The following is a 16,925-nucleotide window of genomic DNA, read 5'->3' on the forward strand; positions in this document are numbered from 1 at the left end:
TCAAATTACATGAAAGCACAAGATCTATCAAATCCCTCTCAAGAGAATGAATTAAATGAGAATGTTGAAGAGCAAGCTAAGTTTACCGAATCTGATAAAGAGGAGAAAGTGGAAGAAAAACTAGTTAATGAAGATTCCGCTTCTAAAGATGATCAGGTATCAGAAAAAACCGATCAAAAAGAAGGTGATCATGAAAGTTTGCAAGAAGAAAAAGAAGGTGAGTCAGAACTACAAAAAGAACCAGATTATAGTTTAATGGAGAAAAGTGAACTACGCGATAGGCTGGTGCTCTTGCTAGAGAATGATTCTTTGATAGATATAAAAGATAAGGTTGCAGGTATAAAACTGAATTTCTTTAAGAAACATAATGAGGAAGTTGCTCTGCTTAGGACTAAATTTATTGAAGGTGGAGGCAAAGAGGAGGAATTTTCTTATGATGAAGGCGAGGTAGAGAAACAAATTAAAGAGTTGCTGCAAAAATACAAGCAAAAAAAATCGGAGATTACTCGTAATCTGGAGCATGAAAAAGAAGAAAATCTTAAGAAAAAATATCAAATTATCGAGGATATTAAAGATCTGGTAAATCGAAAAGAAGCCTTCGACAAAACATTTCATGAATTTAGAGCATTACAAAAGCAATGGCATGAGATTGGTATGGTTCCTCAACAGGCATTAAAAAATTTGTGGGATAATTATCACCATCATGTCGAGAACTTTTACGACTATATAAAAATTAACAAAGAGCTTCGCGATTTAGATTTAAAGAAGAATATGGCTTCGAAAATCAAATTATGCGAAGAAGCTGAAAAATTATTAAACGAGGAGTCTATTGTAAAAGCATTTAATACACTTCAAAAATTTCATGAGCAGTGGAGGGAAATTGGACCAGTGCCTCGCGAAGATAAGGAAGCACTTTGGGCACGATTTAAAGAGACAACAACCATTATTAATCGTAAACATCAAGGTTTTTATGAAGGATTAAAATCTGAACAAAAAGAGAACCTTGAAAAGAAAGTAGTGCTTTGTGAAAAGGCAGAAGAAATTGCGAACCGAAAAATAGAATCGCATAAAGAGTGGAATGCTACATCTAAAGAAATTATAGAGCTTCAGAAAGTTTGGAGAACAATTGGTTTTGCACCTAAAAAAGATAATAATAGTATTTATCAGAGATTTCGTGCTGCCTGCGATTTGTATTTCGATAGGAAACGAGATTTTTATATGGTGCTAAAAGAGAAGCTCAATGAGAATCTGACCAAGAAAAGTGAACTTTGTGAAACCGCAGAAAGCCTTCAGGATAGCGAAGACTGGAAGGAAACAACAGATAAGCTAATTACGATACAAAAACAATGGAAAAAAATAGGACCAGTTCCAAGAAAATTTTCTGATGATTTATGGGGGAGGTTTCGTGCCGCTTGCGATAAGTTTTTTGATAATAAGTCTGAACATTTCAATAATGCAGATACCGATCAGCTCGATAATTTAAAAAGTAAAGAAGCATTAATTGAACAGATCAAAGAATTTGAATTATCGGAAAATAACGAAGATAATTTAAATGCTCTTCGTAAATTTCAAAAAGAGTGGTCGCAAATAGGATACGTCCCTTACAAGAAGAAAGATCGAATACAGGAAGCTTTCCGAAAAGCTATTAATCTTGTGTACGATAAAATGAAAATGGATGGTGAGAATGTTGAACTTCAAAAGTTTAAGTCTAAGATTGATGCCTTTCTTGATATGAATAATTCTGAAGATAAAATTATTATTGAAAGAAATAAAATAGCTAATAAAATTAGGCAGCTTGAAAGTGATATTGCTCTTTGGGAAAATAATGTGGGATTTTTCTCATCATCGAAAAATTCGAGTGTTGTTGCAGATATTAAAGAGAAAATAGAAAAAGGAAAGCAAAATTTAAATCTGTTAAACCAAAAACTGAAAGTGATAGATGGATTAGTTTCCTAAATATTTAAATGAATTATAAAGAACATTCTTGTAAATAATATAGAATGTTCTTTTTTTTGTGATTGATAAATTAGTTAGAACTTTTATTTCCGCATAAAGTGAAAAAAAGAACTTGCTAAGTGCTTAAAATTTAATTATTCGTGGATTCATGATTTGAAACATTAAAATTGTTTCTTAAAAAACTATAAAATGACTACTTTTGCTGCTTTATTAATCCAGTAAAACGTATAGAAAAGTGTCAACAACCAAATACATCTTCGTTACAGGTGGGGTTACCTCATCATTGGGAAAAGGAATTATTGCATCTTCATTGGCTAAGTTACTGCAGGCCAGAGGGTATTCCGTTACAAACCAAAAATTGGACCCTTATTTGAATGTCGATCCGGGAACATTAAATCCGTATGAGCACGGTGAATGTTTTGTAACCGACGATGGCGCAGAAACAGATTTGGACTTAGGACACTACGAACGTTTTACGAATGCACCTACTTCTCAGGCTAATAATGTTACAACAGGAAGAATTTACCGCAACGTAATTAATAAAGAGAGAAAAGGTGATTTTTTAGGGAAAACAGTTCAAATTATTCCTCACATAACCGATGAGATTAAACGAAACATTAAAATGCTTGGCACAAAGCAGAAATTTGATGTTGTAATTACCGAAATTGGCGGAACTGTGGGAGATATTGAATCATTACCATATATCGAGGCTGTGCGTCAGCTAAAATGGGAATTGGGTCGCGATGCTCTTGTCATTCACTTAACATTGGTACCTTATTTGGCAGCATCAGGTGAGCTAAAAACAAAGCCAACGCAGCATTCTGTTAAGTCTTTATTGGAAACAGGCGTTCAGCCAGAAGTTTTGGTGTTAAGAACCGAACATGAATTACCTAGTGATGTTCGTCGTAAGGTTGCATTGTTTTGTAATGTTGAACCTAAGGCTGTTATTCAGTCTATCGATGTGTCGACGATTTACGAGGTGCCATTAAAAATGCGTGAAGAAGAGCTTGATAAAACAGTTTGTGAAAAGCTTGGACTTGACCTTAAAAAAGAGCCTAAACTAAAGGAATGGACTAAGTTTCTTACCCGCTTGCAAAATCCAAAATCAGAAGTGAAAATAGGATTAGTTGGTAAGTATGTAGAACTACATGATGCTTATAAGTCTATTGCCGAATCATTTATTCATGCCGGATCGGTAAATGAATGTAAGGTAAAAATTCAATGGATTCATTCTGAGAAATTAAGCGATAAGAATTATCAGGATGAACTTAAGGATTTGAAAGGAATTCTAGTTGCTCCGGGGTTTGGTCACCGAGGACTTGAAGGAAAAATTTTAGCTGTAAAATATGCTCGTGAAAATAATATTCCATTTTTAGGAATATGTTTAGGTATGCAGGTTGCAGTTATTGAGTATGCCCGAAATGTATTGAAATTAGAGGAAGCCGATTCACTGGAAATGAATCCGAAAACTCCACATCCGGTTATCAACTTAATGGAAGAGCAAAAAAATGTAACCGAAAAAGGGGGTACCATGCGATTAGGAGCTTACGATTGTATTTTAAAAGATGGATCGAAAGCAATAAAGGCTTATGGGAAAAAAGAAATCTCAGAGCGTCATCGCCATCGTTACGAATTTAATAATGAGTATTTGGAGCAATTCGAAGCAGCAGGAATGAAATCTGTTGGAATGAATCCAGATACAGGTTTGGTTGAAATTGTTGAATTAGATACTCACAAATGGTTTGTTGGAGTGCAATTCCACCCAGAATATAAAAGTACAGTAATTAATCCACAACCATTGTTTGTAGATTTTGTGAAAGCAGCAATGAGTGAGTAAGGACTATAAAAATTGATTAAGAAACTAAATAGAAGAAATGGATAAAAATTCGATTTGGGGTTTGGTGATCATTGGAGCAATTTTGCTTGGGTATACATACCTGACAAAACCTTCTGATGAAGAGATCAAGGCCATGAAAACAAGAGATTCCATTGCAAGTGTTGAACGCTTGCGCGATGAGAAACTTGAAGCTGCAAGAATTGAAGGATTGAAAAAGCAGTATGCCGAACAAAAAGAAGATACTGTAGCTCTTCAAAAAACTTATGGCGCATTTGCAGGAGCAGTTCAACAAAAAGAAGAGATTATTACTCTTGAGAACAAGTTGGTAAAACTTAGCATTAATACGCTAGGAGGTAAAATTGCAAATGTTGAGTTGAAAGATTATAAAACTCATGATGCTAAGAAATTGATGCTTTGGGGCGAAAAGAATTCTAAATTTGGATTGACATTTTATGCCGAAAACAAAGCACTAAATACTCAGGATTTATTTTTTGTTCCTGTAAAAGCTCTTAAAACTGTTGATGCTTCTACTGCCGAACAGGTTGTTAGCATGCGTTTATCTGCTGGCGAGGGAAAATATATCGAATACAAATATACTCTAGAGCCCGATTCGTATAAAGTTGGTTTTGATATCAATGTTGTAGGAATGCAGGATGTAATATCTTTGAATCAAAGAGATTTAACTTTTAACTGGGCTGCCGATATTCCAAGTAAGGAAAAAGGACGTAAGTTCGAAAATCAATATACTGCATTGTATTATAAATTCTTCGAAGATGATGTGGAATCTCTTTCTGCATCAGGAGAAAAAGAAGAGAGCGTAAGTACAAAAGTAAAGTGGATTGGTTTTAAGCAACAGTTTTTCTCATCAGTTTTAATTGCTGATGAAGCTTTCAAAGGAATCGAATTTAAATCAGTTGATATGGAGGAAACTTCTCCAATCCTGAAAAACTTTTCTGCTGCCATTTCATTACCTTATCAGGGATCTCAATTAGAAAACTACCCAATGAGTTTTTATTTTGGTCCTAATAAATACAAAACTTTAAGAGAATATGGTAAGGATATTGAACTTCACTCATTGGTTGATTTAGGATGGAAAATGTTTGCCTGGGTAAACAAGTGGTTTGTAATTCCTATTTTCAACTTCCTGGAGAAGTATATCATGAATTACGGTATCATTATCCTGATTTTGACCATTGTTATAAAATTGATTTTAGCACCACTTACTTATAAGTCGTATATGTCGACAGCTAAAATGAAGGTATTGAAACCACAAATCGATGAAATAAACGAAAGAATACCAAAAGATAAAGCAATGGAACGCCAGCAGGCAACCATGGCATTATATAAGAAAGCCGGCGTAAATCCAATGGGTGGATGTTTGCCAATGGTGGTACAGTTCCCGATTTTAATTGCTCTGTTCCGATTCTTTCCATCATCTATCGAGTTGCGACAAAAGAGCTTCTTGTGGGCTACAGATTTATCATCATACGATTCAATTGTGAGTTTACCTTGGGATATTCCATGGTATGGAGATCATGTTAGTTTGTTCTGTTTGTTAATGGCAGCAACCAACTTAATTTATACTCGCATGAATAGTCAGATGCAAACTTCGCAACAAATGCCTGGTATGCAAACCATGATGTATATGATGCCTCTAATGTTCTTGTTCTGGTTCAATAATTATGCATCGGGTCTTTCTTACTACTACTTTATTGCAACCTTATTTACTGTTGTTCAAACATGGGCAATTCGTAAATATTTAGTTGACGATGAAAAAGTATTGGCAATGTTAGAAGCTAACAAGAAAAAGCCAGTTAAGAAATCGAAATTCCAACAACGTTTGGAAGATGCTGCAAAACAAAAAGGTTTTAAAGCACCTAAAAAATAAGATCGATTAGATTCTATATAATGAGCTCCACAATTTTTTGTGGAGCTTTTTTGTGATAATACCTCATTGACTAGTCACTAACCCAAAAGAAAAGCTTATAATCTTTCGATGTTTTAATTGTGAAGTTTCTCTTTTCACTACTAGAGGGCTAGGCGTTTAAGTATTTCAAATTATTGATCACATTCCTTGAAGTTTTTTCGATTTGGCTTTTTTCTTTAAAAAAAATGGCAGAAATTATAGGTAGATAAAAATAATCTTTATTTAGAAGTCAGGTTCTTAGTTTTATACCTGCCTAAACATAGGAATTAGTCTATTAGTTCTCTTTCAGGGTGTTTATCGCCTTATCTGCGTTTTGCAAAGAATTAATTACATCCAAATTTACTAATCATGGCTAAGTTTACCAAAGAGGATGCATTACGGTATCACGAAGGAAATCGGCCAGGGAAAATTGAGGTAATCCCTACCAAATCTTATTCTACACAATTAGATTTATCGCTTGCCTATTCGCCAGGAGTAGCAGAACCCTGCCTTGAGATAGAGGCTAATCCTAAAAATATTTATAAGTATACAGCAAAAGGAAATTTGGTGGCAGTAATTTCAAATGGTACAGCAGTACTTGGTTTGGGAGATATTGGTGCTGCAGCAGGAAAACCTGTTATGGAAGGAAAGGGCTTGCTTTTTAAAGTGTTTGCCGATATCGATGTATTCGATATCGAGGTTGATACAAAAGATGTAGATGAGTTTGTTAAAATTGTAAAAGGAATTGCTCCTACCTTTGGCGGAATTAACCTGGAAGATATTAAGGCACCCGAATGTTTTGCCATAGAAGATAAGCTTAAAAAAGAACTTGATATTCCGGTAATGCACGACGATCAGCATGGAACAGCTATTATTTCGGCTGCGGCTTTATTAAATGCTGTAGGCTTACAGAAAAAAAAGTTAAGTGAGATTAAGCTAGTGGTAAATGGAGCCGGAGCGGCGGCTGTGGCATGTACTCGTTTGTATATTTCATTGGGTATAAAAAAGCAAAATATAGTAATGGTCGATAGTAAGGGTGTAATTCATAAATCGAGAGCCAATTTAAGCGATGTAAAAAAGGAATTTGCAAGTTCGAAAGATGTTTACACTTTAAAAGATGCTATAAAAGGTGCTGATATGTTTTTAGGATTATCGGTAGCTAATGTTTTAAAACCTGAGATGGTAAAAAATATGGCCAGTAGACCAATTGTATTTGCATTGGCGAATCCAAATCCTGAAATTACTTATGAGAAAGCCATGAATGTCCGTGATGATTTAATAATGGCTACCGGCCGATCGGATCATCCTAATCAGGTAAATAATGTCTTGGGTTTTCCATTTATTTTTAGAGGTGCTTTAGATGTAAAAGCCAGTGGTATTAACGAGGAAATGAAAATAGCCGCAGTAAAAGCAATAGCCGGATTAGCCAAAGAGGATGTTCCTGATATGGTAAATACAGCATATCAGGAAATAAATTTAAATTTTGGGAAGGACTATATCATTCCGAAACCTTTAGATCCCCGACTGCTTACAGTTGTTGCGCCGGCAGTAGCTAAGGCTGCAATGGATTCTGGAATTGCCCATTCATCAATTCACGATTGGAATGCTTATAAAATGGAATTGGAAAAGCGAATGGGGCGAGATAATAAGCTTCTACGGGCATTAACAGATAAAGCAAAACGAAATCCTAAACGAGTGGTATTTGCCGAAGGAAGTAGTTTTAGGATTTTAAAAGCTGCACAAACTGTTCTTAATGAAGGTATCGCCAGACCTATTTTGTTGGGTGATCAGGAATATATCAGTAAAGTTATAAAAGAAAATGAACTGGATTTAGGTGATGTTCCAATTATTAATTGGAGATCGATAGAGGAGAGAACGAGAAGAGAAGAGTATGCAAAAATATTGTTTCGTAAGAGAAATCGTAAGGGATTAACTTTTACAGAGGCTATCGATAAAATGAACGATCGTAACTATTTTGGTGCTATGATGGTTGAAACTGGGGAGGCCGATGCATTTATTAGTGGATCAACTTCGAAATATGCTGACACCATTCGTCCGGCAATTCAAACTGTAGGAATAAAATCAGATATAAATCACATTGCAGGAATGTATTTGTTAATGACCAGTCAGGGACCAATTTTCTTTTCGGATACAACCGTAAGTCCTCGTCCTGACGCACAAACTTTGGTCGATACAACTTTACTAACAGCGGAAGCGGTTCGAAAGTTTAATATCGATCCGGTAATTGCTATGGTTTCTTATTCTAATTATGGATCAATACGAACAGGTAGTCCAACCCGGGTTCAAAAAGCAGTTGAAATTTTGCATCATCAATATCCCGAGTTAATTGTTGATGGAGATATTCAAATGAATTTTGCTTTGAATGCTGATTTGCGAACAAAGATGTTCCCATTTTCAAAATTAGGCTGGCGAAAGGTAAATACCATTATTTTTCCGAATTTAAGCAGTGGAAATATAGCCTATAAAATGATGCAGGAAATTGGTGGAGCAGAGGCTATTGGTCCAATTTTGTTAGGAATGAATAAGTCAATTCATATTGTTCCTTTGGAAAGTTCTGTTCGGGAAATTGTGAATATGGTTTGTATTGCAGTAGTTGATGCCCAATAAGAAATAAGCTATATATTTAAACTATGATTAATAGTATTTGGTTATATTGAAGCCTAACTATAAGTTGTACAATGTGTTATTAGTGGTGTAAGTGGGAGGTATTTAAAATATAATAAACAAAATAGGAGAGTTTAAGTTTTATTAATTATTGGTAATCAGGTTAAAATGTAGATTGGTCAGCTTAGATTAACCTCTCACCAAAATTACTTAGATTAAATCTAAGTAATTGCCAATCAAATTTGTTCAATTCCCTAAATGTCCCGAAATTTTATTTACAATTAGAAAAAATACGAAGGTGTATTTTCTAATGCTATGTAAGAATGAAAATATCATTTTTGCATAAAAAAGATTACTACCCAAAATAAAACTATCAATTACCCAAAAAAAGTGTAATAAACTTTTCTTGTTAGAAATATTTATGGATTATCGGCAGTATTAATTTCTGTAACCGAGGAAGCGAAGCTATGCCGATAGTTAAAGAAAAAAAGTAAACGTACCTCCTTATTAAATAATGAAAAAGAGACTTCAACCATCTCATCAATTTTAGTTATTTTTTAAGTAGTTCATTCACTAGTATAAACCTTAACTCAATCAACCATGCAAGCCTTAAAAAGGCCATATTTTTGGCATGCGATTTATACAAAATCGCGTGCTGAAAAAAGGCTCTACAAAGAATTGTGCTCAAAAAGTATTGAGTGCTACCTTCCTTTAAAAAAACAGCTCCGTCAGTGGAGCGATCGATCTAAATGGGTTGAAGAACCTTTGCTAAGATCGTACTTATTTGTAAAGGTTAGCGAAAGAGAATATTACGACGTTGTAAATTCAAATTATGCGGTTCGATATGTAACTTTCGGTGGCAAAGCTGTGCCCATACCTGAAAAACAAATCCTTACACTTCAACTTTTTCTTGAAAATGAAAATCAGAAAGTAGATCTCAGTCATGAGAATCTGGAAAAAGGTGAAATGGTAGAAGTTGTTGGAGGTCCCTTGAAAGGGGTTACGGGAGAAATTATACAAATAAGGGGAAAGAATCGAATCGTTATTAGATTTGATTCTCTCGGGACTTGTGTTTATACCGATATTTCATTGAATAAGATTAAGCAAGTTCAAAGCGTTTTTTAAATTTATCCATAGAATTTTATGAAGCATTTCGAAGTAGTTACCACAATTGGATTGGGGTATATCGGACTTCCTACGGCCTCACTTATTGCTAAAAGTGGGATTCGTGTGTATGGGGTAGATACAAATCTGAAAGTTGTTGAAGCCGTAAATCAGGGAAAAATAATTATTGTAGAACCCGATTTAGATAAACTTGTAAAGCAAGTTGTTGAAAATGAGTTTTTATCTGCCCATACAAACCCCATGGAAGCTGATGTTTATACCATAGCAGTTCCAACTCCTTTTAAGGGCAATCATGAGCCTGATATTTCTTACGTGATTAAGGCTGCTAACTCTGTAATTCCTTTATTAAAAGAGGGCGATTTATTTATTATTGAATCAACATCTCCGGTTGGAACCACCGAAAAAGTACAGAATTTAATTTATTCAGTGCGTCCCGATTTAGAGAATAAAATATATATCGCATATTGTCCGGAACGTGTTTTACCTGGAAATATAATTTACGAACTGGAAAATAATGACAGAGTAATTGGAGGAATTAACGAAGAATCGACCGAAATGGCTTGCGAATTTTTTAGGCAATTTGTAATTGGTGAATTACATAAAACCGATTCAAAAACTGCCGAAATGTGCAAATTGGTAGAGAATTCTTCCAGAGATGTCCAAATTGCTTTTGCCAACGAACTTTCTATTATCTGCGAAAAGGCCGGTATTAATGTTTGGAAACTTATAGAATTAGCGAACCGACACCCAAGGGTTAATATTCTAAATCCTGGTTGTGGAGTAGGAGGACATTGTATTGCGGTAGATCCTTACTTTATTGTTTCGGAATATCCGTTGGAAAGCCGAATTATTGGTAAAGCTCGTGAAATTAATAATTACAAAACCTTTTGGTGTGTAGAAAAAATTAGAAATGCCCGATTGGAATTTAAAATTACCCATGCTTACGATCCAAAAATTGCAATAATGGGGATGGCTTTTAAGCCTAATATTGATGATTTAAGAGAGTCTCCAGCGCAGTATATTGTCAAAAAAGTGATAGATGAAGGATACAATGAAGTAATGGTGGTTGAGCCTAATATTAGTAATCATGAAGAATATACATTAATCAATTTTAAATTGGCATTTGGAGAAGCTGATATTGTAATTTATTTGGTGGCTCACGATGAGTTTAAACTATTACCCTTTACCAGAGAAAAATTAATTCTCGATTTTTGTGGCGTTACCCGATATCAGGATAAGGTATCAGAAGAAGTTTTTGTTGAGGCTGTAAAATTCAACTCAATAAGAAATAAAATTTCCTGATAAGCTCTAATTTTTACTTCTACATATATTTTGTTCTTGTTTAAAAAAAATCAAATTTAATCATTTTTCTTATGGATGCTAGTAATAAATATCGTGTATTATTGGTATTTGGAACTCGACCCGAAGCTATAAAAATGGCTCCTTTGGTAAAAGAGTTTCAAAAATATACCGAAGAATTTGAAACTGTTGTTTGTGTAACCGGCCAACATCGCGAAATGTTAGATCAGGTATTAAACTTATTTGAAATAGTTCCTGATTATGATTTGCAAATTATGAAATCGGGACAGGATTTATATGATATTTCTGGAAAAGTCTTATTAGGGATGAGAGATGTTTTAAAAGAAGCACAACCCGATTTGGTGCTTGTGCACGGCGATACAACAAGTTCTTCAATTACTGCTTTGGCTGCATATTACCAGCAAATTCCTGTTGCTCATGTTGAAGCAGGATTGCGCACTTTAAATTTGTATTCACCGTGGCCCGAAGAAGCTAATCGGCAGATTACCGGACGCCTGGCACAATGGCATTTTGCTCCTACCATTATGGCTCAAAAAAATTTATTAGATGAGGGAATTAGTAAAAACAGAATTATAGTAACAGGAAATACTGTAATTGATGCTCTACAGTTAACATTAACAAAAATTCATCGATCGTCGCGCGTGGTAATGAATATTGTAAATGCTTTGCAAGCCAAAGGAATACCAACAGGTTTGGTTGCCGAATGGGTATATCGGACCAGAAAAATGGTGTTGATAACAGGGCATAGAAGAGAAAATTTTGGGAGAGGATTTATGAATATATGTGAGTCTGTTAAGTTTCTCGCCAATAGATATCCTGATGTTGATTTTGTATATCCAGTTCATCTAAATCCGAACGTTCAAAAGCCTGTTTACGATATTCTAGGAGATGATTTAGCAAATGGCAAAGAGAAGAGTAAAAATATTTACTTAATCGATCCTGTTGAATATTTGCCTTTTGTGTATCTAATGAATTTGTCTCATATCATATTAACCGATTCGGGAGGAATTCAAGAGGAAGCTCCTTTTTTAGGAAAGCCAGTTTTGGTAATGAGAGATACCACAGAGCGTCCCGAAGCCTTAAACGCAGGAACAGTAAAGTTAGTAGGCACCGATTCTCAAAAAATTATTGAATCGGTAGAATTTCTTTTTGAAGAAGAACTTACTTACCGAAAAATGGCTCAGGCTATAAATCCTTACGGAGATGGTAAGGCATGTATTCGAATTGTTCAGGAAATAAAAAAATCATTAGAAGTTAAAGAGCGAGGTGTTGCCTAGAGTATGTCCGATTTAAAAAGCCAAACAATTAAAGGTGTTTTCTGGAGTTTTATAGAAAAGTTTGGGAGTCAGTTTATTTTACTGATATCACAAATTGTTTTAGCAAGGTTGCTGGAACCGGAAGATTTTGGTTTATTGGGAATGATTGCCATATTTATAGCAATATCTCAGGCTTTTATTGATAGTGGTTTCGATAATGCTTTGATTCAAAAAAAGAATCCCACACAAGTTGATTTTTCCACAGTCTTTTTTTTTAATATCAGCATAGCTTCTGTTTTGTACCTTATTTTATTTTTAGCAGCTCCACTTATTGCTGATTTTTTTAGATCTCCGCACTTGTTAAATTTAACAAGAGTTGTTTGCTTAATATTAATAATTAATTCGTTTGGACTCATTCAATTTGTAAAGTTCAAAATTGATATGGACTTTAGAACCATAGCTCAGGTTGTGGTAATTGCAAATCTGTTTTCGGCAGTAATCGGAATCTCAATGGCACTCACGAATTTTGGTGTTTGGGCATTAGCCGGACAAATTCTGTCAATGTATTTTTTTAGAACTTTATTGTTTTGGTTTAAAAGTAGCTGGAAACCTTCTTTTGTATTTTCTATTCAATCGTTTAAAGGTCTGTTTAATTTTGGTTCGAAGTTACTTTTGTCCGGACTAATTAATCAAACATTCGAGAATATTTACTTATTGGTAATTGGCCGGATGTTTTCGGCTACAGCCCTTGGGTTTTATGATCAGGCAAGAAAGTTTCAGCAAGTTCCTGTTGCAACATTGGCGCAAGTAGTCGGGAATGTTACTTTTCCAGCTTTTTCGAAAATTCAGGACGAAAACGAGCGTCTTCGCATTGGCTTTAGCAAACTTATAAAGCTATTAGTTTTTATAAATTTTCCTCTCATGATTGGATTGGCAGTAATGGCTGATCCCTTATTAATCGTAATTCTGGGTGCCAAATGGCAGCCTACAGTTCCTTATTTTCAGTTGTTATGTGTTGCTGGAATGATTTATACGGTACATACTTCGAATCTTAACATTTTAAAGGTAAAAGGTCGTTCCGATTTATTTCTTTATCTGGAAATAATTAAAAAAGGAATTGTAGTTATTGCCATTGCCGTTGGATTACAATGGGGAATTATTGGCTTGATATTGGGGCAGATATTTACCTCATTTGTAAGCTTTTTTATAAATGCATTTTTTACCGGGAAATTAATTTCCTATACAATATCAGATCAATTAAAAGACATGAGTCAGGCATTCCTGATTACGATTTTTACAGCTGCTGTAATGAGTCTTGGTTGGTTAATTCAAAATCAAATTTTAACTCTCTTATATCAGATACTTAGTGGTATCGGTACGTATTTGCTACTAGCTTTTATCACAAAACAAGAAGCTATTAGCGATGGTTTATTAATTCTTAAAGAACTAATGCCAACACAAAGATGGAAAAACGTAAAATCTTAGTAACCAGACCTCAATTGCCTCCTTTAAACGAGTTTATTCCGCTTTTAGCTGATATTTGGGAAAGTAGATGGTTGACAAATAATGGCAAATATCATCAGGAATTTGAGAAAGCATTGGCACATTATTTAGGTGTTCCCTATGTTTGTTTATTTGCAAACGGAACATTGGCTTTAATGGCAGCCTTACAATGTTTACGAATAAAAGGTGAGGTAATTACCACTCCTTATAGTTTTGTTGCGACTACACATTCGCTTAAATGGAATCATATAAAACCTGTTTTTGTAGACATAGAACCAGATTACTGTAATTTAGATCCTGCAAAAATTGAAGCCGCAATAAGTCCGCAAACAACAGCAATTTTGCCTGTCCATGTTTATGGTAATCCTTGTGCTGTTGATCAGATTCAGAACCTTGCGGATATATACGGATTAAAAGTAATTTACGATGCAGCACATGCTTTTGGGGTTCGTAAAAATGGTTCAAGTATATTTAATTATGGGGATTTATCGATTGTTAGTTTTCATGCTACTAAAGTTTTTAATACAGTTGAAGGAGGAGCAATTATTTGTCATGATTTAAAAACAAAAAAAAGAATCGATTACCTTAAGAATTTCGGTATTGCGAATGAAACAACAGTAATCGGACCAGGGATTAACGCTAAAATGAACGAATTGCAAGCTGCCTATGGATTATTGCAATTGAAATATTTCGATACGGTAATTGATGCACGAAAATACATTACCGATAAATATAAGAAAGGTTTGCAAAGTATTGCTGGTATCCGTTTTTTGGATGTTGCCGATGATATTGATTATAATTATGCTTATTTCCCTGTTTTTATTGATGAATTACAGTTTGGACAAAGTCGAGATGCTGTCTTCGAAGAACTTAAAAAACATGATATTTTTGCGCGCAGATATTTTTATCCACTAATTAGCGAATTTCCAACCTACCGAAGCTTACCATCTGCAAAAGGATTACATGTAGCACATGAAATGTCGAGACAAATTATCTGCTTGCCACTTTATCCAGACCTACCCGATGAAATTGTTGATTTAATAATTTCTATAATAGAGAATATGTCGGAAGTGTCTGCAGCCAAAATATCTGTTAATGTTTTAAGTGATTTAAACAGGAATCATGATCTTCATAAAAAGTAAGCTCAATCATATTATTGATATTTTTTGATAAATAGATATGGAAAAACCATTGGTGAGTGTTAAAACAATAACTTACAATCATCAGGAATACATTGCCCAGTGTATAGAAGGGGTTATGAAACAGAAAACGAACTTCTCATTTGAATATATTATTGCAGAAGATTGTAGTACCGACCATACTTTGGAAATTGTTAAGGAATATGCCAATAAATATCCTGAAATTATAAAAGTAATAAGCAGCGATAATAATGTTGGAGCATGCGAGAATGATCACCGATCGGAATTGGCATGCACAGGAAAATATGTAGCATTATGCGAAGGTGATGATTACTGGACAGACCCTTTTAAATTACAAAAACAGATAGATTTTTTGCAGGCCAATCCCGATTATGGCCTGGTGCATTCTAGTTTTTCTTGTTTAACAGATAAAAAAATACTTGAAGATGTGTGGGGGAATAATACGGTTCCAACTGGCAATATATTAGATAGTTTAATTAAAGGAAACTGTATTGCTACGGGAACGGTGTGTGTACGAAACGATTTGTTAAAAAAAATTAGAATAGGTCAAATTATAAAAAAACAGAATTGGGGAATGGGTGATTATCCTTTGTGGATAGAAATTGCAGCCGTGTCGAAAATCGGGTATATTACGGATGTAACTTCGGTGTATAGAGTTCATTTTGGATCGATAACACATGGTTTAAATTGGGAAGGAGAATATAATTTTTTTATGGATCGCTATCGAATAAAAAGATATTATGCCAAAAAATATAAACAAGAAAATATTTTGCCGTCTATTGATGAGATGTACCATAGAGAGTTACTTAAATATGCTATTTTTCTAAGAGATAAAAAGCTTAGAAATAATTGTATTAGCTACTTCGAAAAAGCGAAAACAATAAAGGATTTACCCTTTTTATGTTTCTCTAAATTTTCTTTTCTAGATTCCATTTTTAAGTTTATATATCGCTCAAAAAAACGTTTTATAGCAAGTGTTTAGTTCGTAATAATATGTTTTATACAAATTTGCAACTCAGGAAATCATGACAGATAGACAAAAAAGATTGTTAATCCTAGGTGGGTCGCCTTTTCAAATTCCCTGCATTGAGTATGCAAAATCGAAAGGGTATTATGTAATTACATGCGATTATTGTCCTGATAATCCTGGGCATAAATATGCCGATGAATACTATAATGTGAGCACTACCAATTTACAGTCGGTACTAAAGTTATCCAGAAAGTTGGAAATTGATGGGATATTGGCTTATGCATCCGATCCGGCAGCTCCTACGGCAGCTTATGTTACCGAAAAAATGGGTTTGCCAGGAAATCCATATAAATCTGTAAAAATATTATCAGAGAAAGATCTTTATCGTAGTTTTTTAAGACAGAATAACTTTAATACTCCTTGGTATGGAGGATTTAATAACTTAAAGGAATTCGCAAAATCTTCATCTCAGTTTTCTTATCCTGTTTTGGTTAAACCAGTAGATTCGAGTGGAAGTAAGGGAATTTCGGCAGTCAATAATTTTTGGGAAATGGATAAAGCAATTAATTATGCCATTAAATTTTCCCGATCGAAAAGGTTTATTGTTGAAGAGTTTATAGAGAAGAAATATCCTCAACTCGATGGAGATATTTTTGTTTATGATGGAAAAATTATTGCCTATTATTTAGGCGATCAGCGCAATGATGTTGCTGTTAATCCTTTTGTTCCTTCTAGTATAAATTATCCTTCACTACTTCCGCAATGGGTGCACGACACAATAAAAACAGATTTACAACGGGCAATTGATTTATTGAAAATTAAAATGGGCGGTTTTAATATTGAAGTAATCGTAAATGAGAATGATGAGGTTTATCTTATTGAAATGGGCGCAAGAAATGGAGGAAATTGTATTCCTGAGATTATTAAATGTGCCAGTAATGTTGATATGATAAAAATGAGTGTGGATACATGTATGGGGCTAGAGCCAAGTATCTTAGAGCAAAAGCTAATCGATAGCTTTTATACAACTTATGTAATACATTCAAATAAAGATGGATATTTTAAATCTGTAGAGTTGGATGATGTCATTTCTAAATATGTTTTAGATGTAAAATTAATGGTTCAGGAAGGAGAAGAAGTTTTAAAGTTTAATGGTTCGAATTGTACAGTTGGAGTTGGTTTATTCGAATTTCCCGATTTACAAGTACGCGATAAAATGATGAATAATATAGAACAATTAATAAAAGTAGAACTCGAGTAATTACAA

At 34.3% G+C, this 16,925-nt stretch carries 11 protein-coding genes; all 11 read left to right on the plus strand.

Annotated elements, in window-relative coordinates; genetic code table 11:
* Positions 1-9: 9 nt before the first annotated feature.
* The 11 genes from ACT3CE_RS04550 to ACT3CE_RS04600 all read left to right on the plus strand — a co-directional run bounded on the left by ACT3CE_RS04550 (position 10) and on the right by ACT3CE_RS04600 (position 16,919).
* Entirely contained in the window at positions 10-1,956 is a 1,947-nt protein-coding gene (locus ACT3CE_RS04550; protein ID WP_444708575.1) for a DUF349 domain-containing protein, read from the plus strand.
* Positions 1,957-2,191: 235 nt separating this feature from the next.
* A complete protein-coding gene (locus tag ACT3CE_RS04555; protein ID WP_444708576.1) occupies positions 2,192-3,793 on the plus strand; it encodes a CTP synthase in 1,602 nt (533 codons plus the stop codon).
* A 37-nt stretch (positions 3,794-3,830) separates the two neighbouring features.
* On the plus strand, positions 3,831-5,681 hold the full coding sequence (gene yidC / locus ACT3CE_RS04560; RefSeq protein ID WP_444708577.1) for a membrane protein insertase YidC: 1,851 nt from the start codon (positions 3,831-3,833) through the stop codon (positions 5,679-5,681).
* Positions 5,682-6,068: 387 nt separating this feature from the next.
* A complete protein-coding gene (locus ACT3CE_RS04565) occupies positions 6,069-8,327 on the plus strand; it encodes an NADP-dependent malic enzyme (protein WP_444708578.1) in 2,259 nt (752 codons plus the stop codon).
* 597 nt (positions 8,328-8,924) lie between these two features.
* Positions 8,925-9,449, plus strand: coding sequence for a UpxY family transcription antiterminator (locus tag ACT3CE_RS04570; RefSeq protein WP_444708579.1), 525 nt, complete (start codon positions 8,925-8,927; stop codon positions 9,447-9,449).
* A gap of 18 nt (positions 9,450-9,467) precedes the next feature.
* Positions 9,468-10,751, plus strand: a complete 1,284-nt coding sequence (gene wecC / locus ACT3CE_RS04575) for a UDP-N-acetyl-D-mannosamine dehydrogenase (RefSeq protein ID WP_444708580.1) — start codon at positions 9,468-9,470, stop codon at positions 10,749-10,751.
* 71 nt (positions 10,752-10,822) lie between these two features.
* Positions 10,823-12,046 carry a non-hydrolyzing UDP-N-acetylglucosamine 2-epimerase gene (gene wecB / locus ACT3CE_RS04580; RefSeq protein WP_444708581.1) on the plus strand — a complete coding sequence of 408 codons (1,224 nt, stop codon included), beginning with the start codon at positions 10,823-10,825 and terminating at the stop codon, positions 12,044-12,046.
* Between the two features lie 3 nt (positions 12,047-12,049).
* A complete protein-coding gene (locus tag ACT3CE_RS04585) occupies positions 12,050-13,510 on the plus strand; it encodes a lipopolysaccharide biosynthesis protein (protein ID WP_444708582.1) in 1,461 nt (486 codons plus the stop codon).
* Positions 13,489-14,670, plus strand: a complete 1,182-nt coding sequence (locus tag ACT3CE_RS04590; protein ID WP_444708583.1) for a DegT/DnrJ/EryC1/StrS family aminotransferase — start codon at positions 13,489-13,491, stop codon at positions 14,668-14,670. Before ACT3CE_RS04585 ends, ACT3CE_RS04590 begins: the two co-directional genes overlap by 22 nt.
* Positions 14,671-14,707: 37 nt before the next feature.
* Complete coding sequence (locus ACT3CE_RS04595) at positions 14,708-15,670, plus strand: glycosyltransferase (RefSeq protein WP_444708584.1); 963 nt, start codon at positions 14,708-14,710, stop codon at positions 15,668-15,670.
* A 43-nt stretch (positions 15,671-15,713) separates the two neighbouring features.
* A complete protein-coding gene (locus tag ACT3CE_RS04600) occupies positions 15,714-16,919 on the plus strand; it encodes an ATP-grasp domain-containing protein (RefSeq protein ID WP_444708585.1) in 1,206 nt (401 codons plus the stop codon).
* The last annotated feature ends 6 nt before the right edge of the window (positions 16,920-16,925 follow it).

It is taken from the genome of Marinifilum sp. RC60d5, from assembly GCF_052400665.1.
In the GTDB taxonomy this organism is placed as follows: domain Bacteria; phylum Bacteroidota; class Bacteroidia; order Bacteroidales; family Marinifilaceae; genus JBQTGK01.

Excerpts from the sequence above, each read along its gene's own strand:
- ACT3CE_RS04600 (WP_444708585.1), top strand. The coding sequence starts at position 15,714 with ATGACAGATAGACAAAAAAGATTGTTAATCCTAGGTGGGTCGCCTTTT.
- ACT3CE_RS04570 (WP_444708579.1), top strand. The coding sequence starts at position 8,925 with ATGCAAGCCTTAAAAAGGCCATATTTTTGGCATGCGATTTATACAAAA.
- ACT3CE_RS04585 (WP_444708582.1), top strand. The coding sequence starts at position 12,050 with ATGTCCGATTTAAAAAGCCAAACAATTAAAGGTGTTTTCTGGAGTTTT.
- ACT3CE_RS04590 (WP_444708583.1), top strand. The coding sequence starts at position 13,489 with ATGGAAAAACGTAAAATCTTAGTAACCAGACCTCAATTGCCTCCTTTA.
- ACT3CE_RS04565 (WP_444708578.1), top strand. The coding sequence starts at position 6,069 with ATGGCTAAGTTTACCAAAGAGGATGCATTACGGTATCACGAAGGAAAT.
- yidC (WP_444708577.1), top strand. The coding sequence starts at position 3,831 with ATGGATAAAAATTCGATTTGGGGTTTGGTGATCATTGGAGCAATTTTG.
- wecC (WP_444708580.1), top strand. The coding sequence starts at position 9,468 with ATGAAGCATTTCGAAGTAGTTACCACAATTGGATTGGGGTATATCGGA.
- ACT3CE_RS04550 (WP_444708575.1), top strand. The coding sequence starts at position 10 with ATGAAAGCACAAGATCTATCAAATCCCTCTCAAGAGAATGAATTAAAT.
- ACT3CE_RS04595 (WP_444708584.1), top strand. The coding sequence starts at position 14,708 with ATGGAAAAACCATTGGTGAGTGTTAAAACAATAACTTACAATCATCAG.
- wecB (WP_444708581.1), top strand. The coding sequence starts at position 10,823 with ATGGATGCTAGTAATAAATATCGTGTATTATTGGTATTTGGAACTCGA.